Below are 22,579 nucleotides of genomic sequence, written 5' to 3'. Positions count from 1 at the left end.
AGCCTACCTAGGCAAACGCGTGATCAAATAGGAAAAACAGTATAACAGCTCGAAAAAAAATAGGCAGCCAAAGCTGCCTATTTAATTCTTTTTATTGGGTTATTGACCCGCTTTAAGCTTCATGAAGTAGTCTTCGTACTTCACTGTTTTGTCGCCAACAGCTGCTTGCCATTCCACACGGTCAAGATCTTCTTGAGAAGGGAATAGTGGAGCTACGTCTTTGAATTTTTCGTTAGACTGAGCAACAGCAGTTAGGTAACCAGTATCGTTAGAGATTTGCTCTGCTATTTCTGGACGTAGTAAGAAGTCGATCATCTTATGTGCTGCATCGATGTTCTTTGCACCAGATGCGATAGCAAAGTTGTCAACCCAACCGATACCACCTTCTTTAGGGAATACAAGTTTAAGAGGTAGACCTTCTTTTTGTGCAGCAGCTGCAGAACCGTTCCAAAGCATGCCTAGACCAACTTCACCAGCTAGGTAAGGGTCAGCAGGGTTGTCTGAGTTAAATACCAATACGTTTGGCATTAGTTTTTGTAGCTCAGCGTATGCTTCGTCGATTTGTTTTTCGTCAGTGGTGTTACCTGAGTAGCCTAGTTTACGCAATGCGATGTGGAATACTTCACGAGTATCATCCATCAGCATTAGTTGGCCTTTAAGTTCAGGTTTCCACAAATCACCCCAGCTTTGGAAGTCGTTTGGATCATACATGTCTGTATTTACCGCAAGACCAGTGATAGCTACAACGTGTGGAATAGAGTAGTCGTTATTTGGATCGAAAGGCTTGTTTAGATAGTTAGTATCCAAATTCTTGAAGTTTGATAGCTTAGATTTATCAATCTTCTGAATCATGCCTTCGTCGCGCATCTTAGACACGAAGTAAGTAGAAGGAACAACTAGGTCATAACCTTCGTTGTGAGTCTTTAGCTTCGCATATAGAGTTTCATTCGACTCGTAAGTTGAATAGATTACTTTGATACCAGTTTCCGCAGTAAACTGCTCTAGGATACCACTGTTAATGTATGGTCCCCAGTTCATGAATACCAGTTCTTTATCCTCTGCTACTGCTTGCGCAGATAACAGTGAAAGCGCACATGCACTACCAGCTAATAAAGTAGCCCATTTTTTCATTGACGTTAGCTCCAAACCAAACGTTGCCCCAAGGGCATTTTAAAGGACAACGGAATAACATCTGCTATTCCGTTTCGAATTTCAGTTAGTCAATTAACTGAAAATTATTTCACTTTCTCTTTTGCCAGTAACTGTGAAGTTACGACCAGCACCAGCGACACCACCAACATAACGGTCGCAAGTGCATTCACTTCAGGCGATATACCAACTTTAACCATTGAATAGATCTTCAATGGCAGAATCTCGTATGTCGGTCCTGTAACGAACGAACTGATAATTACGTCATCAAGAGACAAGGTAAAGCTTAATAGCCAACCGGCTGCAACAGCAGGTTTAGCAAGAGGTAAAATGATTTTCTTCAAAATTACCCATTCGCTCGCACCCAAATCTTTTGCTGCTTCTAGCATTTTTACATCGAAGCCATTCAAACGACTGAATACAGTCACAACAACAAACGGCAGACAGAATGTAATATGAGCAATCAGTAGCGTCATAAAGCCTAGCTTCGCACCTAACACTAAGAATAGTGCAAGAAGCGAAATTGCCATAACGATGTCAGGAGACATCATTACAACAAACAGCATACCGTTAACCATGTTTTTACCACGGAACTGGTAACGGAATAGGGCTACAGCCGTCAAACTACCAATGATAGTGGCTGCCGTCGCTGAAAAAACAGCAACGCTAATAGAGTGCCATGCCGCTTGCATTAAGCTGTCATTATTCATTAATGCGTGGTACCACTTGGTGGTAAAACCACCCCATTTAATGCCGAATTTGTTCGCATTGAATGAGTTTGCAATTAACACAATGATTGGTAGGTACAAAAATAGGTACACCAAGCTCATAAAGCTAAATCTAACAACTCTTCCCATTAGTCTAGCTCCACTTTCTTATTCAACAATTTACCAGCACGGTAGTATGCATAAAGCATGAATGCCATCGCGATGGTCAATGCAATACTTGTAGCGGCACCAAACGGCCAGTCACGAGCATTCAACACTTGGCTCTTAATTACGTTACCAATCAGCAAGTTTTTCGCACCACCAAGTAAGTCTGAAATGTAGAACATTCCAAGAGCAGGAAGAAGAACAAGCAAACAACCACCAATAATGCCAGGCATAGTCAGAGGCAAAATAACTTTGGTTAACGTTTGGAATTTATTTGCACCAAGGTCACGAGCCGCTTCGATGTAAGTGTCATCCAGTTTTTCAATCGCTGAATAAAGCGGAAGAATCATAAACGGCAATAAGATGTACACCAAACCAATCATCACTGCGGTTTCTGTATACATAATACGTAACGGAGCATCAATAAGGCCAATGTCTAACAATGCTTTGTTCAAAATCCCTTGGGTACCAAGAACAATCTTCAATCCGTATGTACGAATTAACGAGTTAGTCCAAAATGGAACAATCACCAGAAACAGCATAATCGGACGCCATTTTTCAGGCATCTTCGCAACGATGTAAGCGAACGGGTAACCGATAATCAAACACAAAATGGTTGCTACTATCGCCATATAGAAAGAATGAAGCATTACTTTCGCGTACAGCGGGTCGAGCAATCTTAAGTAGTTATCAAAGGTAAACGTCAACTCAATCAGATTCGCTTCGTCACGAGTCAGAAAACTCGTAATGATAATCATCAGGTTAGGGATTAGAACAAACAGAACTAACCAGCCAACAATTAAACTGATGATTGAAGTCTGAAGATTAAGCTTCTTGCTCATCATTGAGGACTACCTCCCAGCTTTCTACCCAAGTGATAGTAACTTTTTGGCCAATTGAGTGGTCAACGTCAGGATCATCTTCGTTAAAGAATTCACTAACCATAACACTCATGCCTGAATCCAATTGAACAACGGATTCTAAAGTCATGCCTTTGTAGGTGCGATCTGTCACGTGACCAACGATACCTTTGGTCTCTGACTCTTTGATCTCTTCAATGCGTAAATCTTCTGGGCGAAGAAGAACTTGAAGTTTATCGCCAGCATTGACCGGTTTGTCGTAATAAACCACAGATTCAACGCCTTCGATATCAACAAGAATACGTTTCTCATCAAGACGCTTAATGGTTTCAGCCGCAAACACGTTGATTTCGCCAATGAAACGAGCAACAAATAGATTCTTAGGATCTTCGTAAATTTCACGCGGAGAGCCATCTTGTTCAATATTGCCGTCACGCATAACGATAATGCGGTCAGACATCGACAAGGCTTCTTCTTGGTCGTGAGTGACAAAGATAAAGGTGATGCCAAGTTGACGTTGTAGATGCTTAAGCTCACTTTGCATCTGCTTACGTAACTTGTAATCAAGAGCTGAAAGAGATTCATCCAACAGAAGTACTTTAGGTTTATTAACAACAGCACGTGCAATAGCGATACGTTGTTGTTGACCACCTGAAAGTTGGTGCGGCTTGCGTTGCGCCATTTGATCCAGACGAACCATACGCAATGCTTCCATTACTCGCGGTTCGATGTCATTCGCCGGCACTTTTTGCATACGCAGACCAAATGCGACGTTTTCAAAAACCGTCATATGAGGGAATAGAGCGTAACTTTGGAATACGGTATTGACGTGTCGCTGTTCAGCAGGAACTTGAGTAACGTCTTGACTATCCAGTAGAATCTGACCGCTATCAGCAGATTCAAAACCTGCTATCATTCTTAAAACGGTAGTTTTACCACACCCTGACGGGCCAAGAATGGTTAGGAATTCACCATGATTAACATCTAGCTGCAAGTTTCCGATGATCTGTTTGCCATCAAAACTTTTACTGATACCAGATAGTTTTACAACTGGTTTTCCTACTGAATTTGGTTTGTTCAACGTCTGTCTTTCTCCACCCTGATCCGCAGATAAGTTAACTAGAAGTTGTAAACTATCTACTTGTTGGACCTGTTAAATAAATACAAATTAGTGGCGCATGATAATCACGAAAAAGGCGATCTCAAAGCGTTTTCTCATCTTGAAACACAAAAAGTTTTGTAGTTAAAAGCAAACTTTCATTAACATCGCACACTGCGATAACTACCAATGCTTTCAATTGGTTAATTATCAACCATATTAATAAGAAAGCAAGATGCGATTCGAGTTTCGATTTTAGACTCGGGTGCATTTCAGTATAATGAATCAAAATTTTATGTTGTCATATTCCAAACCCAAATATGACTCGCCAACCTAGGGCATTTTATGAGCAAGGATATAGAGAGAGATTTCAACGTAGGTGGTACTGTAGAGCAAGCGCTATCAGGCCAATACCAACTGAAAGTTGGTGAGGTTCTGAAGGAGTCTTGGGATACAACACTAAAGCATTTTGTCTCTTTTTCCCCAGCAATCGTAGTAATGGTTGCCATACAAATTGCAATATTTTTCATTGCACTAAAGCTTCAACTTGGTGATCCTTCTGCGATTATTACCGCGATAGAGCAAGGTTCTGATTTTCCAGAGGGGATGATTGAGGCCATTTTCATCGCCAATTTCAGCTACGAAGTTGTCAGTGCGCCAATTTTCGCTGGTGTAAGCCTTATGGCAATGAGCCATGCTGCTGGCCTGAAAACGAAAACACGACACATCAGTAAAGGTTTGCAATTTACTATCCCAGTAATCCTAGCAACACTCGTGGGTTTAGTACTGCAAGGCATTGCAGGGATGATTTTTCCTTTACTGTCTATGTATCTTTCCATCGCATTTAGCAACTCTATCTTACTCATTTGCGAGAAGAGAGTGCCACCAATGCAATCGCTGTTTCTGTCACTGCGTGCAGCAAACAAGAAGCTTTTGCCTCTAGCGTCGCTTTACTTAATCGTGATGATTATGTTTGTTACAGCGGCTCTTATGTACGGAATAGGTTTGATTTTTGTTGTTCCGTTTTTCTTCCATTTAAAAGGAATTGTCTACCGCAACATGTTTGGGGTGCGTTTAAAGATCATCACTACCAATAAAGATAATGATGACAATCAGGATAATAACTCTCAGGTATTTAATGCATAAGTTTTTTCAAGTTGCCGCTTTGGGCGGAATCATCGCAGTTGCTGGCTATGGCTATTACAATTTTGAAAGCCAAAAGAGCGCGACTGAATCTGTTGTTAGCAAAGGTAAAGCTGTATCAAAGGCACCAGATTTCACTGCTTATACCGATGTGAATGAGAAGAAACATGCGTTCTTCTCATATCTAAAACCGGGAATTGCCTTAGAAAACCTACGAATTGAAAAAGAAAGAGAAAGGCTGGTTCGTCTCAAAGAAAATCTTGAATCAGGCTTAATGTCTGACTCCGACATCGACGATGCGAAACGGCTCTCTCATCTGTATCAAGTTGAAATGCAGGGAGATGTTGTAACATCTGATTGGATAGACAACATGCTGCATCGTGTCGATGTGATTCCAGAAGCTTTGGTATTAACGCAAGCCGCAAATGAATCTGCTTGGGGTACATCGCGATTTGCTCGCACGGCAAAAAACTATTTTGGCCAATGGTGTTATAGCAAAGGTTGCGGTGTGGTTCCGTTACAACGTAGCGAAGGGATGACTCATGAAGTGGCAAAATTTAAGTCTGTTCAAGAATCTATCCACCGTTACTTTATGAATGTAAATAGAAACCAAGCTTACTTTGATTTGCGCGAAATCCGTTTTCAACTTAGAGAAGACGGCGCAGATCTATTGAGTATGAACAGTGCAATGGAAATGAGTAATGGCTTATTGAAGTATTCTGAACGAGGTGAAGACTACATTCAGGATTTACAGGCCATGATGCGTCATAACGAACAATTTTGGACAAATTAATGAAAGGAATTACAGCGTTAGCCTTAGGGCTAATTTGTGCGGGCTTTTCTATCAATGCTGCGGCTCAAGAATACATGTTCACCTACAGCAAACTGTATTCGTCTCTTAAAAACAACGACAAACCTGAATATCCAGATGTGAAGGTCGGTGTGTTTTTCGTCAATGCCGATACCAAAAAGCTGTGCACAATAGAAAAAGCTTGGATGGAAAAGGAAAAACACTACGAACTGGTTCCGAGCAGCGAAATCCATGAGCTTCTGCTTCCTGTTGATGGAAATCTTAAACAAGCGAATCCACTAGTATTTGTTGATACTCCACAGGATACTCGTTGCGACTTTTCACTTGTCGTGATGACAAAAGCCGCTTTATCAGGACAAGTTCCGTATGGTGACATCGAGAAATTGCTTCCGCAGATGCAAGAAATTCTTGAATCGTTAGGCGGCATGTTCTCTAGCTGGTTTACACCTGAAGTTTCTGGTGTGACATTGGAGTTTGCCAACAACTTGAATGGCTTTATCCAGTTAAGTAATGGATCAGATGTTGAAATAGTGAATGGTAAAGCTCAGGTTTCTTTAGAGCAAATTGGAAAAGATGGTTGGATGAAACTCCCCGAAGAAACCACCCGAGTTCTTCCATATTTACCCACTGCGAAAAAATGACATAAAAAAGGCTGCGATTAATGCAGCCTTTCTCTTAAGGATTCATCTGTCGGGAATCAGACGTTAGTCACGTCTAGTTTCAAGCTTGGATCAAATTCCATTACGCTATCTTCGTCTTGAATTGGCATTGCCGGAATATCTTCCTTATCAAAACCAATATCGCCACCATTGATCACACCTGACTCACTGTTAATAGATTTAAAATCAAACAGCTCGAAGTCGGCCAAGTGACTAGGGACTACATTTTGCATAGCGCGGAACATAGACTCGATTCGACCTGGGAATTGCTTATCCCAAGTATTCAGCATTTGCTTAATATTCTGGCGCTGTAGGTTTGGCTGTGAGCCACACAGGTTGCACGGAATAATAGGGTAGTCACGCATGCTTGCGTACTTAATGATGTCTTTCTCTCGGCAATAAGCCAGAGGACGAATTACCACATGTTCACCGTTGTCAGAAACAAGCTTAGGTGGCATACCTTTCATTTTTCCGCCATAGAACATGTTGAGGAACAAAGTCTCAAGAATGTCGTCTCTATGGTGCCCAAGTGCAATTTTAGTCGCACCCAACTCTTTAGCCGTACGGTACAAAATACCACGGCGTAAACGAGAGCAAAGCGAACAGGTTGTTTTACCTTCAGGGATCTTATCCTGCACGATTGAGTAGGTATCTTCTTCTACAATTTTATACTCAACGCCAAGCTGCTCTAAATACGCTGGCAGAATGTGCTCTGGGAATCCCGGCTGCTTCTGATCAAGGTTTACTGCTACCAACTCAAAAGAGACAGGTGCGCTCTTTTGTAAGCTCATTAAGATTTCAAGCATAGTAAAGCTGTCTTTGCCGCCAGATAGACAGACCATGATACGGTCGCCATCTTCAATCATGTTGAAATCAGCGATTGCTTGGCCTGTATTACGACGAATACGCTTTTGCAATTTGTTGAAATTGTATTGTTGAGCTTTGGTTAGCTCTTGAGTTTGCTCAGTCATCAGGTTGCAGTCTTTAATCTTAGAAACAAAATGAAGTGCGTATGATACGGATAAATGAACGATATGCCAGAGTTAAGCGTTCAAGCATAAAAAAAAGTCCCTAGACTTTCGTTTAGGGACTTATGAGATGTTACTGATAGTTAAGAAGCAACGGTCGGGTCAAGAGGGCTAACATAGCCTTTAGGTTTTAGTGCCATTACATCACAGTTAATTTTATCAATCACTTGCTCAGCCGTATTACCAATAAACACCGCAGACAGACCTGTTCGACCAGTAGTGCCTAAGATAACCATCGCGGCATTGAGCTTCTCAGCCGCTTGAGGGATGACATCTTCAGGCAAACCTTGCTGCACGAGAGTATGTTCTTCATCGATACCATGTTTCTGACGTAACGCTTTCATGGCTGTTAAATGATGTCCACGTACCGCATCGGTATAAGTTGTCGGGTCAAACTCAGGCAATTCGATTGTGATATTTGCTGGTGTGACCGGATAAGCGTTAACCAAATATGAGTTTGTTCCTAAACGTTCAGAAAGATTTAAAAGCTGTTCGACCATTCTGTCATTAAGATCTAAGTGAGTTTCTACTTCAGAACCGACATGAACAGAGGCGATAATATTCGCATTTTCAGGCCAATCTGAATTCTTGACCAACAAGACTGGAATAGGGCACTTACGAAGCAAATGCCAATCAGTAGGAGTGAAGATCACTGATTCCAACACGTCATGCTTACGAGTGCTTTTGATTAAAATATCGTGTTCACCAGCAAATACTTCACCGATGATCGCTTCATAAGGACGATTATGCCAAACGACTTTAACATCAAAAACAATGGATTCTTTGATGTAAGGTTCTGCAACTTTCTTCATCCACTGTTCGCGTTGATGAATGACACCACGCCTCATAGCATCACGTTCCTCTCCGGATAACATGGATGTCATGTCATAGGAGAAGTCATAGATAGATAAGAAGAACGTAATATGACTTGTTGAGCGACTTTTCTTAGCTAACTGAATAGCTCGGGCTAAAGCGGGTTGTTCATCATGATTTATATCAGCTACAACCAAGATCTTGTTGTAAATACTCATAATAAACTCCTTTATCGTTTCGGAGATTTCTTACTTAAGAGTAGCTTAGAAGTTGCGAGAGGTTTAACAAAAAAAGAGGGATTATAGAAGAAGTATGACGCAGCTCATTGTTGAGCTACGTCATTGATGTTTATTTACTTTCTTTGGAGACGCCAGCCAACTCCATCAAAGCATCATGATCGATAATTGTGATGTATTTGCCTTTTACACTCAGGATTTCTGATTTTTGGAAACGGCCAAGTAGGCGACTAATGGTTTCAACTGTTAGACCTAAGTAGTTACCGATGTCACCACGAGTCATGGTTAAACGGAACTCTCTCGGGCTAAAACCACGTTGAGAAAAACGAGTAGAAAGGTTAAACAAGAACGCAGCTAGACGCTCTTCAGCATTTTTCTTAGATAGCAGAAGAATCATCTCTTGGTCGCCCTTAATTTCGTTACTCATTAAGCGCATAATTTGTTGGCGAAGCTTAGGCATTTTGCCTGAAAGGTCATCTAGGATCTCATAAGGAATTTCACAAACCATAGAGGTCTCAAGTGCTTGAGCAAAACTAGGGTGTGCATCGCCCGTAATTGCATCAAAGCCAACTAAATCACCTGCAAGATGGAAAGCAGTAATCTGTTCGTCACCTTGTTCTGTAATGGTGTAGCTCTTGATTGTTCCTGAACGGATTGCATACAAAGACTTCAGTTCGTCACCAGCTTTGAACAATTCCTGACCTTTTTGAATTGGCTTTTTACGCTCAATAATTTGGTCAAGTTGATCCAATTCAGACTCGTTAAGAGTGAATGGAATACATAGTTGGCTAATACTACAGTCTTGGCAGTGAATAGCACATCCACCAGATTGAATTCGCTTCGCAGCAGGCTTTTCCGAAATCATAACGACCTTTCACTAATTGATTTACATCAATATTTTAGCATCCCTTCACACTAAAGGATAGTTAAAAAAATCATTTTGCTAATCAATCATCTAGCTAAGATTAACTAGCATGTTTATTGCGTTGTAACCGGTATATATGCCGTAACAAATAATTGAAATTGCAGCAATTGTCCTAAAAATAGACGACTGCTGTAACTGCTTAATTTGTGTTGCTCCAAATCCAACGAGCAACATAGAAGGCAATGTTCCAAGGCCGAATGCACCCATAATCAAGGCGCCCTCAATAGTACTACCGGAAACAGCCGCCCACGTTAGCGCAGAGTAGACTAAACCGCAAGGTAGCCACCCCCAGATAATTCCAAAAGGGAGAGCATGCCAGCTTTTTTTTAGTGGAAGTAGTTTTCGCCCGAGAGGAGAAATGTATTTCCATATGCCCGTGCCCAGCTTTTCTAGCTTGAGTAACCCAAACCACCAACGACCGACATACAACCCAAGAATTATCATCATCATCGCGGACAAAATTCTTAGCCAGATTAGCGAATGATTGAGAGTCGATATTTGAGTTAAGGTTGTGGCTAACCCACCGATCAGTGCGCCAAAAACACAGTAACTGAATATACGCCCAACATTATAAAATACGATTGGAAGAGTCGATTTATTGGTGCCTTGGCCAATGCTTAGCAGGGCACCTAAACCACCGCACATTCCGACACAATGTCCTGTACCTAATAAACCGACAACAAAGGCTCCAACGAAATCAGCGTTCATCTTTTTTTTCGTTATCAGAATGATTCTTTGGCGTTAAATGCTCATCCTCGTCAAACAAGATGTTATGACCTTGGCGCTCTAGATCTTCGAACTGATCACTTTTTACCGCCCACAAAAATATGGCAACTGCTACGGCTACAATGACGATCGCGATGGGAATTAAAATATACAAGCTTTCCATTTAGTTGTTCTGTTCCTTCAGTAATCGAAGAGAGTTAGATACTACTATAATCGAGCTCGCAGACATACCTACAACCGCGACATAAGGGGCAACAAACCCTGCGACAGCCAAGGGCAAAATCACCAAGTTATACCCCAAAGCCCAAGCAAGATTCTGTCTGATAATGCTACGAGTTTTTAAAGCGAGTTCTCGAGCGTCCAGAAGACGATCTAACTTGTCTCCGAGTAACACCATATCAGCAGAAGCTTTGGCAACATCAGTGCCACCGCCCATGGCAACAGATAGATGAGCCCCCGCAAGCGTTGGGGCATCGTTAATACCATCACCAACCATTAATGTAATGTCTTGCGGATCCAGCGAGCGTAAGTAATTGAGTTTATCTTCAGGTTTGGCTTGTGCGATTACATTATCCACACCGAGTTCACTCGCAACAGTTTCAGCATTAACTTGAGAATCGCCCGTCAATAGCGTGATTCGAATACCTGCTTGGTGAAACTTCTCAATGAAGCTTTTTGCTTCAGAACGAATGGGGTCTTGATAAAAGAAAGTCGCAACGTGTTTAGCATCAATAGACATATACACGGCGTTTCGCTCGTTAATTATGTCTTTACTCTCCAGAACATAATCCGCATTACCGATGCAAACTCTGTATTCCTCAAACGAACCTTCTATTCCCGAACCAATAATGTTTTTGACGTCTGACGAAACAAAGTCAGCGTTTAGGTAAGGTTTAAATGCTCGTGCAATAGGGTGATTAGCGTATTGTTCAAGCCCTGCAGCAATCGCTAAACATTGTTCTTTGGTCCACTCTTGTGAATGTAGTTTTACCTCACTGATTTCGATGTTGCCATGAGTGAGTGTGCCCGTTTTATCCAAAACGAGATGATTAACATTACACAGTGTTTCAAATACATGGTTTTTACGAAGCAAAATGCCATAGCTACCAAGGCGAGAGGTTGCACAGGTTATCGCAGTTGGTGTTGCCAATGAAAGAGCACAAGGGCAGGTAGCAACGAGCACAGATAACATAATCCAGAAGGCATCGTCTGGGCGCGAGCTATGCCAGAACAACCATGTTCCCAAAGCAATGACCAAAATGATGGCAACAAAGTATCTCGCCACAACATCTGCAATCTCAGCAATTTTCGGCTTCGATGATTGAGCGTCGTCTTGGAGGCGAACAATGTTTGAAATTACCGAATCTGCTTTTGTTGCCGTTACTTCAAGGTCAAATGATTCATCGCCGTTCAGTGTCCCAGCATATACAGCGTCGCCAATGTTTTTAACAACAGGTAGCGATTCGCCAGTCAACATGGATTCATCAACATGAATACGGCTTGAAACAACCGCGCCGTCAGCGGGAACATGCTCTCCGGGTAATACGCGAATTTTCTCTCCAATTTGCAGAGTCTTAACTGGCGTTTGAGAGCCATCAACACGTGTGGCAATTGCTGGAATTAATTTTAATAGGTTTCCACTGGCCGCAGCCGCTTTTCGTCTCGCTCGCATTTCCAGAAAACGTCCCACCAGTAGGAAGAAGGTGAACATGGAAATAGACTCAAAGAAGACTTCGCCTTTTTGAGTAACAGTTGCAAACAAGCTTGCGACATAAGCAAAGATCAAGGCGATAGATACGGGAACATCCATTCCCAAAGTGCGACCTTTAATACTTCGCCATGCGTTGACATAGAAGGGAAATGCGGAATATAGGAGCACAGGAGTAGCAAACAACAAGCTCACCCAGCGGAAGTAGTTTTTAAATTCACTATCTAGATCAGCAAACGCTTCCAAGTACAAAGCAACCGCAAGCATCATAACTTGCATTGTTGCTAGACCAGCAATACCCAGACGATATAGATATTGCTTCATTGATTGGTGATATTGAGCTTCGTGCTTATCAGCTTCAAAAGGCGCAGCTTTGTAACCTAGGTTATGAATGCGAGAAAGTATATCACTGAGTTTTGCAGAAGACTTATCCCAACTGAGCAGAGCTCTATTTGTTGTGGTATTGACACGAATTCCTATTACGCCAGGCTCTTTAACCAGCTGCTTTTCTATCAACCAGGCACACGCTGCACAGGATACCCCCTCTAGTGACAATGTCACTTCTGAGTGTGAATCCACATTTCTGACGAATTCAGCCTGAACGTCAGAGTTATCGTAATGGATCAATGCTTTTAGCTGTTCCGGAACTAACTCAACTTTATCCGCAGTTGTTGTTCGAAACTGGTAATAGGATACGAGTCCATTATCAACAATGGTTTCTGCCACGGTTTTACAACCGGGGCAGCACATATCGCGCTCTTCATTGAGAATGGTGACTTTGAAATCGGTGTTCTCTGGTACATCTTCACCGCAGTGGTAACACGCTTTGCTCATATCACTAGTTCATCAGTTGAGTCGGTGAAGCAGAAGGGAATGTAACTCGGCCTTGAACCAGCCATTCACCATTGTGTGGCGTTAACTCGATGAACCAAGGGCCTTGCATCTCATCATCGCGAGTAATTTTGTAATTGCCTTTTGCATCAGCAGTAATCAGCTGTGAGAAGTCTCTATCGGCAAGGGTTCTGTGAGCAAACATCGCCTGAATAGCTGGATAGTGATCCAGTTTGCCTTTGTTAAACTGGATAATAATGTCATTGCCTTGAGAGCTAACAGCAGCATTCAGACCAAGATCTTTAGCTACGTGTATCTTAGACAAATCTACATTAATGCCTTTTCCTTTTTTATAGTAATCCTCAGTAACCAATGAAACTGAGTTATTCGAAAACACGATAACCGTAACGATTGTCCATACAACAACAGTAAGTGGAAGGATAATCAGGAACCACGGCCAAAATTGTTTATACCAAGGCTTTACCATAAAAAAGTTCTCTACAACAAAAAAGAAGGGATTAAACTTAGAAGGCTTAAATTTAAGAAAAAAGCAGCCCCTAAGAAAGGGGCTGTTATTAGATTTTTACTATTTATCTGAATTGCTTAGGCTCCAGACATAAGCAGAAACGAGCTGCACCTTGTCTTCACCTAGAATGTCAATCCATGCAGGCATTACACCTGAACGGCCGTACATCACTGTTTCAGTTACCGCAGCACGTGAATCGCCGAACAACCAATCTTGGTCAGTCAGGTCAGGCGCACCAACAGCAGGGTTACCTTTACCATCTGTACCGTGACAAGCTGCACAAACTACGAAGCGCGCTTTACCTGCTTCAGCTTCACGAGCATTTACAGAACGACCACTTAGGCTAAGTGCATAACTCACTACTTCAGCTACACCTTGCTCACCCAATGCATCTTTCCATGCCGGCATCTGACCGATACGACCATGACGAATCGTTGTCACGATTGCATCAGGCTCACCACCATAAAGCCACGCGTTATCAGTTAGGTTAGGGAAACCTTTCTGACCACGAGCATCAGAGCCGTGACACTGAGAACAGTTTTGTAGGAACAAACGTTGTCCAACTTTCAATGCATCAGAATCTGCTGCAATTTCAGGGACAGGACGCAGTTCCGAACCACCATCTTTGTACGCTAAACGCTTGAAAGCTTCACCGAAGTACGCATCGGCATCATCAAGTTCCTTCGCGTATTGAACAAGAGTTTTCGTTTCTTGAGCATTAGCAATAGAAGCTTTTGATTCTTCCAATGTACGTACTTTTTGGTCTGAACTTTGCCAGCCTAAAACACCTTTAAAATTCCCCAAACCTGGGTAAAGCGTTAAATAGACAGCAGCAAAGATGAACGTACTAACAAATAGATAGGTCCACCACTTAGGCAGCGGGTTATTTATCTCGCGAATACCATCGTACTCGTGGCCCATGTCAGCGCCTTCTTCAACACCCATTTTGTCTTTAAGACACCAAACGAGAAGAATTGCGCATCCAAGTAGGGTACCAACCGTAATTACGATGATCCAAAGACTCCAAAATGTCGTCATTACTCAGTCACTCCTTGTTCTTATTAGAGGGTGTTTCTTTTTGCTCGTCTGCAAAGATCAAGTTTGCGGCTTCGTCAAAACGCGCTTTACGCTTTTTGCCAAACGCCCACCAAACAACACCGATGAAGCAGACAAACAACGTTATGGTCCAAATACTGTGAATAGTACCGATATCCATAATTACCTCTGTTTATTTCATTGCGTGACCAATAGACTGAAGGTAAGCAATGATGGCATCCATCTCTGTTTTTCCTTCAACATCTTTCGCCGCATTCGCTATTTGTTCATCCGTATATGGTACGCCGAACTGATTGCGGAAAACCTCAAGTTTCTTCTGAGTATTTTTCCCATCCAGTACGTTTTCAGCTAACCAAGGGAAAGCTGGCATATTCGATTCTGGAACTAGTTCACGAGGGTTTAGCAAGTGAACACGATGCCATTCATCAGAATAACGACCACCAACACGAGCAAGGTCAGGACCAGTACGCTTAGAACCCCATAAGAATGGATGTTCCCAAACACTTTCACCTGCTACAGAGTAGTGCCCATAACGTTCTGTTTCAGAACGGAAAGGACGAACCATTTGGCTATGACACACGTTACAGCCTTCACGGATGTAAATGTCACGACCTTCCATCTGCAATGCAGTGTATGGTTTCAGGTTTTCTACTGGCTCAGTAGTTTGCTTTTGGAAAATCAACGGAGTGATTTCAACTAAAGCACCCCAACTGATGGCGAATACAATCATAATTGCCAACAAACCGACGTTACGTTCGATAATGCCATGGCGATTATTAGAATCTGAACTCATTCTTTAAATCTCCTTACGCTGGTTGTTGGATAGCTTTTAGGCTGTGATTCGGAGCAGAAATCGTCTTATATGTGTTGTATGCCATTAGGAACATACCAGATAAGAAAATAAAACCACCGATGAAACGTACGGTATAGAATGGGTACGAAGCCTGTACAGACTCTACAAAGCTGTAAGTTAACGTACCGTCAGAGTTAACTGCACGCCACATCAAACCTTGCATGACACCCGAAATCCACATCGCCACGATGTACAGAACAGTACCGATTGTTGCTAACCAGAAGTGAGCATTAATCAAGCTAACTGAATACATACGTTCTTGGTTAAACAGGCGAGGGATCAAGTGATATACAGAACCAATCGATACCATTGCAACCCAACCCAATGCACCAGAGTGAACGTGACCAATCGTCCAGTCAGTGTAGTGAGAAAGTGCGTTTACTGTCTTAATCGACATCATTGGGCCTTCAAAGGTAGACATACCGTAGAAAGACAGAGATACGATTAGGAAACGTAGGATAGGGTCGTAACGTAGCTTATGCCATGCACCAGACAACGTCATGATACCGTTGATCATACCACCCCAAGAAGGAGCGAATAGAACCAAAGACATCACCATGCCCAAAGACTGAGTCCAGTCAGGAAGAGCGGTGTAGTGTAAGTGGTGCGGACCTGCCCAGATATAAAGTGAAATCAATGCCCAGAAGTGAACAATCGATAAACGGTAAGAGTAAACTGGACGTTCTGCTTGCTTAGGTACGAAGTAGTACATCATACCTAGGAAACCAGCTGTTAGTAGGAAACCTACCGCGTTGTGACCATACCACCATTGAACCATAGCATCGACAGCACCTGAATAAATCGAATATGACTTAGTCATTGATACTGGGATTGCCATGCTGTTTACAATATGCAGAACAGCAACAGTAATAATGAAGGCCCCAAAGAACCAGTTTGCTACATATATATGAGACGTTTTACGTTTCACAAGTGTTCCAAAGAACACCACTGCGTAAGAAACCCATACTACTGCGATAGCAATATCGATAGGCCATTCTAACTCAGCATATTCTTTACCAGAGGTAAAACCTAATGGTAGAGAAATTGCTGCGGATAAAATGATTGCTTGCCATCCCCAAAAGGTAAATGCAACAAGCGGCCCACCAAATAGACGAGTCTGACAGGTACGCTGTACAACATAATAAGAGGTTGCGAACAGGGCACTTGTACCAAACGCGAATATCACCGCATTAGTATGCAACGGACGGAGACGACTATACGTCAGCCACGGCGTATCAAAGTTTAGCTGTGGCCAAACTAATTGAGCGGCAATCAAAACACCTACACCCATTCCGACAATACCCCAGAGAATAGTCACTAAGGTAAATTGACGAACGACTGTATAGTTATAGTTTTGTTCAAGCTGCTTTTCTTGGCTCATTTTGCATGCTTCCAATGTCTAATTAACTACACTTTTCTTCCAACACGACAAATGTCGCAATGCCACCCAAATCCACAACAAAATTAAAGTTTTATCAAAACGTTAATAGCTATTGCTGACTTTACGAAAAAGTGGCATTTTCAAGCGGAAAAGTATACTGCAATTAACAATTCAATGACAGTGTAGTAACCTTACCCTTTATCAGGTTTTGCCCTTTTATTTCAAAACTTTGAACTTTGTTACACGAGGAACCCACTCTAATGGCAGCTGAAAAGCTTACAAAACACAGGCTTGCTCAAATTCTCATCACTTTAACCTTGCTTGTTATCGCTTTCTTTTGGAGAACGATCACATATACAGAGGTAAGCACGGTGACTTGCAAGCCTCAGCCAAATTGTTTTGTATTTGTAAATAATGAAAAAATAACTGTTACAAAAAATGATAAGCAAACAGGGTTGTTGAATGTTTATCCAATTCCCCAAGATTGGAAAATTACTTACGAAGGAGAGGTGACAAGAAACGCTCAAGTTGTTGCGCTTTTGCCTAAAAGTAACAAAGTTAATACAGTTGATTATTTTATTATTAATAACTCAGTAAAAATTGAGGTTGAAAACTAGTTTACATCGTTCAATTTATAAGACTTATGTGACATAGAGAGGAGAGCGCCATACATATCTAAATTATTATGGGGTATAAATTAATTCGGACTGTATACATAAGTAACTCGTAAATGCGACTTAAAACAGCTATTTCAAATAATCCAGATGCTAATGACGCCATCAAAGAGATCCGGTCTTCCATCAATCTGACCGGTATCAGTGCAATAGTTTGTTACTACACCGAAACCTATAGTAACCAAAACCTTTCCAGCTTTTTTTCTTGTTACTTTCCAGATATTCCGATTATCGGTTGCTCTTCCTGTAATGGTTTAATGACAGACAAGGGGATACACAGTGGGACCGTTATTGGTGTTATGGCAATTTACGATGATTCAAAGAGCAGCGCCTACGGTACAGCTTATGTCAGCCTTAAAGATTGTATTCAGTACGACGAAATAGTTGGTTCAGCCGTTAATGAAGCTCTTTTAAAAGCAAACAGAGTCGGTGAAGTTCCAGACTTTATCGTCCTCCATTCAACTCCAGGTAACGAAGAACGAATTATAGAAGCGATTGACGCACAGTTCGGAACTCAGGTACCAATTATAGGTGGAACCGCTGCCGACAATAATATCGTCGGAAACTGGTCAGTGTCCAATGAACATAATGATTCATCTGAAGCTTTGACTATTCTTGTCGGTTTTCTTTCCATACCTGTTGCCACAAGTTTGAGTGTTGGATATTCGCCTACAGAGTACTCAGGTAGAGTGACTAATGCCTGTGGACGTTACATTTATGCTATCGATAAAATGCCAGCTAAACAGGTCTATCAACAATGGTTGAGTGAGTGGTCTGGATTATCGATTCTAGACGAATACTTATTTGATTATATCTCTGAATTTCCTATCGGAAATGTCGTTGGTCATATAGACAATCAACCATATTTTAAATTGTCACATCCAATTCGTATTACTGACGAAGATGCTTTAGAAATGTTTTCCGAAAGCAAAGTAGGAGAGACCATAACCTTAATGACTGGCTCAAAAGCACATCTAATAGAAAGAGCATCAAGATTTGTAAAAGATGCCAATATAAAGAACTACAATGAAACAGAGATGGTTGGTGGCATCATCATTTTTTGCGCTGGTTCTATGCTGCATCTAGGGAAACAAATGAGAGAAGTGTATGAAAAAATCATCTCTCAAATGAATGGTTGTCCTTTCATCTGTCCTTTCACCTTTGGTGAACAAGGGAAACTTGTCGGCGGAGAAAATGCCCACGGCAATTTAATGATTTCATCTGCAATCTTTTACGAGTCAGAGCACTATCTATGAAGCAGCAATATATTGAACATTTCAACGAAACGTTGCTTGAGTTAGAACGTAGCAGAGAGCGGGAACGCCTAATAACCGAAGAGAACCAAGTCATCCTAGCGGCTTTGTCTGCACTTAGCCGAGCGGATAACAAATATCAAATCTTCGATGAATTAAAGAAAGTGCTCAGTCGATACATTAAGTTCAATGACTTCATCGTAATATCCAAAGGCAAGGACAACGCAAGCTACTCCACATTTCTTACGTCCAATATTGCGTTCACAGGAAAGAACTGGTTAAACGGGACCAAATTTCAGCGCGTACTTGATGGCGAATCCATCATACTTTTTGAACCTATCAAGCTTGATGAGTTTAAATACCTCAATAGCTTCCTCAAAAATCAGATTGAATCAGCCCTAATCACCGGAATTAGAACTCAAACATCAGATTCAGTACTGTTGCTGCTCGGGAAGAAAAAAGGCCAGTTCAGCCTAGATATGAAAACAACGCTACTTCGATTTAGGCCGCTTCTAGAGCGAGCAATTAGCGATATTGAATACAAAGAAGAGTTACAAAGACTTGTTGATATAAAGACCAAAGAACTCGTTGTAGCACAACAACTTGCAGAGCAGGCGAACAAGTCTAAATCTCAATTTTTAGCCATGATGAGTCATGAGTTAAGGACACCATTGAATGCTGTGTTAGGTTTAATTGATGTTTTAAGAGATACATCTAACATTCATCAACTGGATCTGTTGGAACAAATGGAGCATTCGGCGGAACTACTTCTTGTGATAATCAACGATGTACTGGATCTGAGCCGTATTGAATCTGGTCACTTTAAGCTACAGTGTCACAAAGTAAATCTATACCATAAACTAAATCATGCCTTGGAATATCACCGTCAGCTTGCAGAAGATAAAGGCATTACATTTTGCGTTGATGTAAAACTTTGTCCTACAACTGAGTATCTAGTCGATCCCGTTCGTTTAACTCAAATACTGTTTAATGTTGTTGGTAACGCCGTTAAATTCACTGAGAAAGGCATGGTCACAGTGTCACTTTATGATCTCGGTGGAAAATTGAATATACAGGTTAACGACACGGGCATAGGAATAGAAAGCGACAGAGTTGAACAACTGTTCTCACCATTTATACAAGCGGATAGCTCGCATACTCGAAATTATGGCGGCACAGGACTAGGGTTAACCATAACTAAACATCTTGTGGAACTGATGAAAGGAACAATTTCAGTTAGCAGCACATTACACAAAGGAAGTTGCTTTGAAATAACGATTCCTCTGAAAGATAGTTGCATGGATGTATCCAAGGGCACAATTACCAACGCAGCAATTAAGAAGAACCAAGAGAAAACTTATAACATTTTGGTAGTTGAAGACACGAAAACCAATCAGATAGTAATACAATTAATGCTGAGCCGCCTAGGTTACAACGTGACATTAGCCGATAACGGTAAACAAGCAGTAGAGCTCATCAAAAACGACGAACAATTCGATCTAATCTTTATGGATATTTCAATGCCAGTGATGGATGGAATTGAAGCAACCAAACAAATTCGCGCTAAGAGTCTTAGTGTCCCGATCATTGCACTAACAGCACACACAATGGATGACGATAAAGACGAATGCCTAAAAGCCGGCATGAATGACTTTATGCTTAAACCGATGCGTATCAATGAAATCTCATCAGTTATAGAAAGGTTTACAGCCTAATAACTACATTTTTAATCACAGATGATAAATGTAGTTATTAGGTATTTTATGGTAAATACCAATTATGTTAAAACGCACAAGGAATAGAGCAGTTATCCGTGCAATACAGGTATGCTATTCGAACCTAGAAAACCACATTTAACATAATACATATAATGCGCACTCATTAATAGATTGTTGAATCACACCATATCCCATAACAATCGCTCCGTAACCCATTGATAATCTTTGCAATCCTTGCTTATTGAACTTTTTTGCAATGCGTTCCCACATGGCTTTTATTGTCACATTTTCGTTGCGATCAGCGTGTATTCCCAGCAATGCCAACTCAGGAGGAATTCCTGCATTTTCTGCGAGAAAAACTGCTTCTGAATCAGATATATAGCGCGAACCTTTGCGCATTTCACAGATTCTAGACGGATGAACATTCAAATCATGGGCAATTTGCTTGTCTTGTATGTAGTTTTGCGCCTTTTTATAGGCATCTAACAGCTGACCTTGATACATCGATAGACTCCTTTTTTACCGATATTAGCTTAAATCTTGCGCAATTTCGCATCTAGTAATTGCGGAAATGTGCAATTAGTATTGCGAAAAATCGCTATTAAATTTGTCACGATTATAGGCTGGTATTCGATAAATGCTCAAGCTCACCACCAAGATTTACTATGACTTACTGCCCGACTATTCGGTTTCCGTACTTGTGTACGGTTCGACCGAATGGGACGTTTTTCGCAGTATGAATCATCTGTGTGCTTGGGCTGACGCCGAAATCCCGCATTACGAGTTGGTCGACATCACCAACACCACCGCGCAACAGCGCATGAACTTAGGGGTTTTCGATGGCTGTCAGTATTGATTACCTCTGTTTCACCATGAAAGTGAAAGACTTGCGCCACTGTGCACGTGCCACTTACATGGACACACATCAGCATGACCCTGATGTGAAGAAAAAGTCACGCCGTAACACTTTGATGATGAATCCCATAGCGCGCTTTTTCCCACAAGAGCCTGTCTTCAATACCGATTTCCGTGCGCACAGTGCTGACGACATTGAGGCTTACCGCAATTTCTTCCGCATTCAGTATCAAGAGTATTTAGACCGTTGTTTGAAATTGTTCGTTACTCATGTGCTTGGTTTAACCATGAACGCGCCGCGTGGATTTGGTTTTCAGTTCTACACCGAGTCGATGAAACTCACGACCGCAGACGGTGAAGATTTTTGCGGCTTCGTTGGTATTGGTGGCAACCAAGACACGGTGCATTTTCAAATCAACGGCACTGGCTGCAAGCACGTGTTTGCCAAACTGCAAGCGTGGGAACTGCACGGCTGGTTATCTAATGTGTTAGGCGTTCAACAATTGGCGCGTTTGGATTTGGCGTATGACGATTATCACGGCTTGTTTGATTGTGATTACGCTTTAAAAGCCGCTTATGAGGATGCGTTTAGAACCGCTTCACGTGGCATTTCACCGACCGTTAACGAGAACCACAAATACCGCTTTGGTGAGCATGGCGCGAAGCATTACAGCCAAGAAATGGTGACTGTTGGCTCTCGAACCTCACGCATTTACTGGCGTATCTACAACAAGGCGCTGGAGCAGAATCTGGCGCAGAACGGCATGGTCTGGTATCGCACCGAGTGTGAACTGAAAAAATGGGACATCGATGCCCTATTAAATCCTGATGGCGCGTTCGCCGCACTCAATACCTTTAGTGCGTCTATAAGTAGCGCTCCTGCCTTTAATACCAAGCCTCGCCCTGAAAAGCGTGTGGCTTGTGATGTGTTAACGGCGGCGTATTGGATGCGCCGCCAGTACGGAAAAATCCTCAATTCGCTGATTGAAGAGTTCGACGGCGATATTCCCAAGGTCATTGGATTACTGCAACGGGACGGGCGCAAGTTCAGCTTCCCCGATACCTATACGGCGTTAATCCAGTCCATTACAAACCGGTCAGTCGACCCATTGGAGTGTAAATCATGAGTAAAGGTGTATTTGTGTTAGGCGTGGACATCATTTGGAACAGTTTTCGTGGTGATGGTGCGCAACTCAATATCTCGCGTCCACTGCGTGAAATCAACGTGGAGAAGTTCAAACGCCGCACATTAGGCGAATCGGGCGATGTGAATCCGCAGTTTGACCACCCTATTCAGCTTGATTACCAGTACGCGCTCAAGCTGGAGAAAACCGGCGCGTTAGTGCCTCGCCGTGAGTACGAATTGAAAATGGAAATCAACCCGAACGATCCGTTGTCGGGCG

Annotated in this window: 25 protein-coding genes; 9 read left to right on the top strand and 16 right to left on the bottom strand. The window is 42.0% G+C overall.

Features of this window, described 5'->3' with window-relative positions; genetic code table 11:
* Positions 1–99 precede the first annotated feature (99 nt).
* The 4 genes from L3V23_RS17640 to potA all read right to left on the bottom strand — a co-directional run bounded on the left by L3V23_RS17640 (position 100) and on the right by potA (position 3,962).
* Positions 100–1,131 (bottom strand): extracellular solute-binding protein, encoded by a 1,032-nt coding sequence (locus L3V23_RS17640; protein WP_042482361.1) that lies wholly within the window; start codon positions 1,129–1,131, stop codon positions 100–102.
* A gap of 104 nt (positions 1,132–1,235) precedes the next feature.
* Positions 1,236–2,006 carry a spermidine/putrescine ABC transporter permease PotC gene (potC, locus tag L3V23_RS17635; protein WP_102954869.1) on the bottom strand — a complete coding sequence of 257 codons (771 nt, stop codon included), beginning with the start codon at positions 2,004–2,006 and terminating at the stop codon, positions 1,236–1,238.
* Positions 2,006–2,863: a spermidine/putrescine ABC transporter permease PotB gene (gene potB, locus L3V23_RS17630; protein WP_174435412.1), complete on the bottom strand. Its 858-nt coding sequence runs from the start codon at positions 2,861–2,863 to the stop codon at positions 2,006–2,008. Before potB ends, potC begins: the two co-directional genes overlap by 1 nt.
* Complete coding sequence (gene potA / locus L3V23_RS17625; protein ID WP_042482371.1) at positions 2,847–3,962, bottom strand: spermidine/putrescine ABC transporter ATP-binding protein PotA; 1,116 nt, start codon at positions 3,960–3,962, stop codon at positions 2,847–2,849. The genes potB and potA overlap by 17 nt, the downstream gene beginning before the upstream one ends.
* Positions 3,963–4,325: 363 nt before the next feature.
* Between potA and L3V23_RS17620 the strand changes: the two genes are divergently transcribed.
* Genes L3V23_RS17620 through L3V23_RS17610 form a run of 3 tightly spaced genes read left to right on the top strand, consistent with a single transcriptional unit; the run spans position 4,326 to position 6,575 of the window.
* Positions 4,326–5,126: a hypothetical protein gene (locus tag L3V23_RS17620; RefSeq protein WP_042482374.1), complete on the top strand. Its 801-nt coding sequence runs from the start codon at positions 4,326–4,328 to the stop codon at positions 5,124–5,126.
* The gene (locus L3V23_RS17615; RefSeq protein WP_102966568.1) at positions 5,119–5,916 is read left to right on the top strand and encodes a glucosaminidase domain-containing protein; all 798 of its coding nucleotides are present in this window, start codon (positions 5,119–5,121) and stop codon (positions 5,914–5,916) included. The genes L3V23_RS17620 and L3V23_RS17615 overlap by 8 nt, the downstream gene beginning before the upstream one ends.
* On the top strand, positions 5,916–6,575 hold the full coding sequence (locus L3V23_RS17610; protein ID WP_102964469.1) for a DUF2987 domain-containing protein: 660 nt from the start codon (positions 5,916–5,918) through the stop codon (positions 6,573–6,575). The genes L3V23_RS17615 and L3V23_RS17610 overlap by 1 nt, the downstream gene beginning before the upstream one ends.
* 56 nt (positions 6,576–6,631) lie before the next feature.
* Here the strand turns inward: L3V23_RS17610 and ttcA are convergent, their stop codons facing one another.
* The 11 genes from ttcA to ccoN all read right to left on the bottom strand — a co-directional run bounded on the left by ttcA (position 6,632) and on the right by ccoN (position 16,676).
* Complete coding sequence (gene ttcA / locus L3V23_RS17605) at positions 6,632–7,564, bottom strand: tRNA 2-thiocytidine(32) synthetase TtcA (protein ID WP_102954867.1); 933 nt, start codon at positions 7,562–7,564, stop codon at positions 6,632–6,634.
* 140 nt (positions 7,565–7,704) lie between these two features.
* Entirely contained in the window at positions 7,705–8,652 is a 948-nt protein-coding gene (gene uspE / locus L3V23_RS17600; protein ID WP_042482385.1) for a universal stress protein UspE, read from the bottom strand.
* Between the two features lie 130 nt (positions 8,653–8,782).
* Positions 8,783–9,535, bottom strand: coding sequence for an FNR family transcription factor (locus L3V23_RS17595; RefSeq protein WP_042482392.1), 753 nt, complete (start codon positions 9,533–9,535; stop codon positions 8,783–8,785).
* Between the two features lie 90 nt (positions 9,536–9,625).
* Complete coding sequence (locus L3V23_RS17590; protein WP_237292671.1) at positions 9,626–10,303, bottom strand: sulfite exporter TauE/SafE family protein; 678 nt, start codon at positions 10,301–10,303, stop codon at positions 9,626–9,628.
* Entirely contained in the window at positions 10,293–10,484 is a 192-nt protein-coding gene (gene ccoS, locus L3V23_RS17585) for a cbb3-type cytochrome oxidase assembly protein CcoS (protein WP_042482398.1), read from the bottom strand. The genes L3V23_RS17590 and ccoS overlap by 11 nt, the downstream gene beginning before the upstream one ends.
* Complete coding sequence (locus tag L3V23_RS17580; protein ID WP_102966569.1) at positions 10,485–12,863, bottom strand: heavy metal translocating P-type ATPase; 2,379 nt, start codon at positions 12,861–12,863, stop codon at positions 10,485–10,487.
* A 4-nt stretch (positions 12,864–12,867) separates the two neighbouring features.
* A complete protein-coding gene (locus tag L3V23_RS17575) occupies positions 12,868–13,347 on the bottom strand; it encodes a FixH family protein (protein WP_102966570.1) in 480 nt (159 codons plus the stop codon).
* 99 nt (positions 13,348–13,446) lie between these two features.
* Complete coding sequence (ccoP, locus tag L3V23_RS17570) at positions 13,447–14,424, bottom strand: cytochrome-c oxidase, cbb3-type subunit III (RefSeq protein WP_042482406.1); 978 nt, start codon at positions 14,422–14,424, stop codon at positions 13,447–13,449.
* A gap of 7 nt (positions 14,425–14,431) precedes the next feature.
* Complete coding sequence (locus L3V23_RS17565; RefSeq protein WP_042482410.1) at positions 14,432–14,602, bottom strand: CcoQ/FixQ family Cbb3-type cytochrome c oxidase assembly chaperone; 171 nt, start codon at positions 14,600–14,602, stop codon at positions 14,432–14,434.
* Positions 14,603–14,614: 12 nt separating this feature from the next.
* Positions 14,615–15,235, bottom strand: a complete 621-nt coding sequence (gene ccoO / locus L3V23_RS17560) for a cytochrome-c oxidase, cbb3-type subunit II (RefSeq protein ID WP_042482413.1) — start codon at positions 15,233–15,235, stop codon at positions 14,615–14,617.
* Positions 15,236–15,248: 13 nt separating this feature from the next.
* The gene (ccoN, locus tag L3V23_RS17555; protein ID WP_042482416.1) at positions 15,249–16,676 is read right to left on the bottom strand and encodes a cytochrome-c oxidase, cbb3-type subunit I; all 1,428 of its coding nucleotides are present in this window, start codon (positions 16,674–16,676) and stop codon (positions 15,249–15,251) included.
* Between the two features lie 260 nt (positions 16,677–16,936).
* On the opposite strand from ccoN, the gene L3V23_RS17550 reads away from it, so the two are divergent.
* The 3 genes from L3V23_RS17550 (at position 16,937) to L3V23_RS17540 (ending at position 20,318) form a co-directional block, all read left to right on the top strand.
* Complete coding sequence (locus tag L3V23_RS17550; RefSeq protein ID WP_102966571.1) at positions 16,937–17,293, top strand: hypothetical protein; 357 nt, start codon at positions 16,937–16,939, stop codon at positions 17,291–17,293.
* Between the two features lie 113 nt (positions 17,294–17,406).
* The gene (locus tag L3V23_RS17545; protein WP_102966572.1) at positions 17,407–18,606 is read left to right on the top strand and encodes an FIST N-terminal domain-containing protein; all 1,200 of its coding nucleotides are present in this window, start codon (positions 17,407–17,409) and stop codon (positions 18,604–18,606) included.
* A complete protein-coding gene (locus tag L3V23_RS17540; RefSeq protein ID WP_102966573.1) occupies positions 18,603–20,318 on the top strand; it encodes a response regulator in 1,716 nt (571 codons plus the stop codon). Before L3V23_RS17545 ends, L3V23_RS17540 begins: the two co-directional genes overlap by 4 nt.
* 138 nt (positions 20,319–20,456) lie before the next feature.
* Here the strand turns inward: L3V23_RS17540 and L3V23_RS17535 are convergent, their stop codons facing one another.
* Positions 20,457–20,825: a DUF3693 domain-containing protein gene (locus tag L3V23_RS17535; protein WP_237292670.1), complete on the bottom strand. Its 369-nt coding sequence runs from the start codon at positions 20,823–20,825 to the stop codon at positions 20,457–20,459.
* A 133-nt stretch (positions 20,826–20,958) separates the two neighbouring features.
* On the opposite strand from L3V23_RS17535, the gene L3V23_RS17530 reads away from it, so the two are divergent.
* From L3V23_RS17530 to L3V23_RS17520, 3 genes are all read left to right on the top strand, one after another.
* Positions 20,959–21,177, top strand: a complete 219-nt coding sequence (locus L3V23_RS17530) for a hypothetical protein (RefSeq protein ID WP_102942168.1) — start codon at positions 20,959–20,961, stop codon at positions 21,175–21,177.
* The gene (locus L3V23_RS17525) at positions 21,161–22,303 is read left to right on the top strand and encodes a replication initiation factor domain-containing protein (RefSeq protein WP_237292669.1); all 1,143 of its coding nucleotides are present in this window, start codon (positions 21,161–21,163) and stop codon (positions 22,301–22,303) included. The genes L3V23_RS17530 and L3V23_RS17525 overlap by 17 nt, the downstream gene beginning before the upstream one ends.
* Positions 22,300–22,579, top strand: a 280-nt coding sequence (locus L3V23_RS17520; protein ID WP_237291962.1) for a DUF1293 family protein, incomplete at its 3' end; no start/stop codon positions are given. The genes L3V23_RS17525 and L3V23_RS17520, both read left to right, overlap by 4 nt.

The organism is Vibrio sp. A1-b2 (assembly GCF_021726015.1).
GTDB lineage: Bacteria > Pseudomonadota > Gammaproteobacteria > Enterobacterales > Vibrionaceae > Vibrio > Vibrio diazotrophicus.
This window is presented reverse-complemented; position numbering and strand designations above follow the sequence as displayed.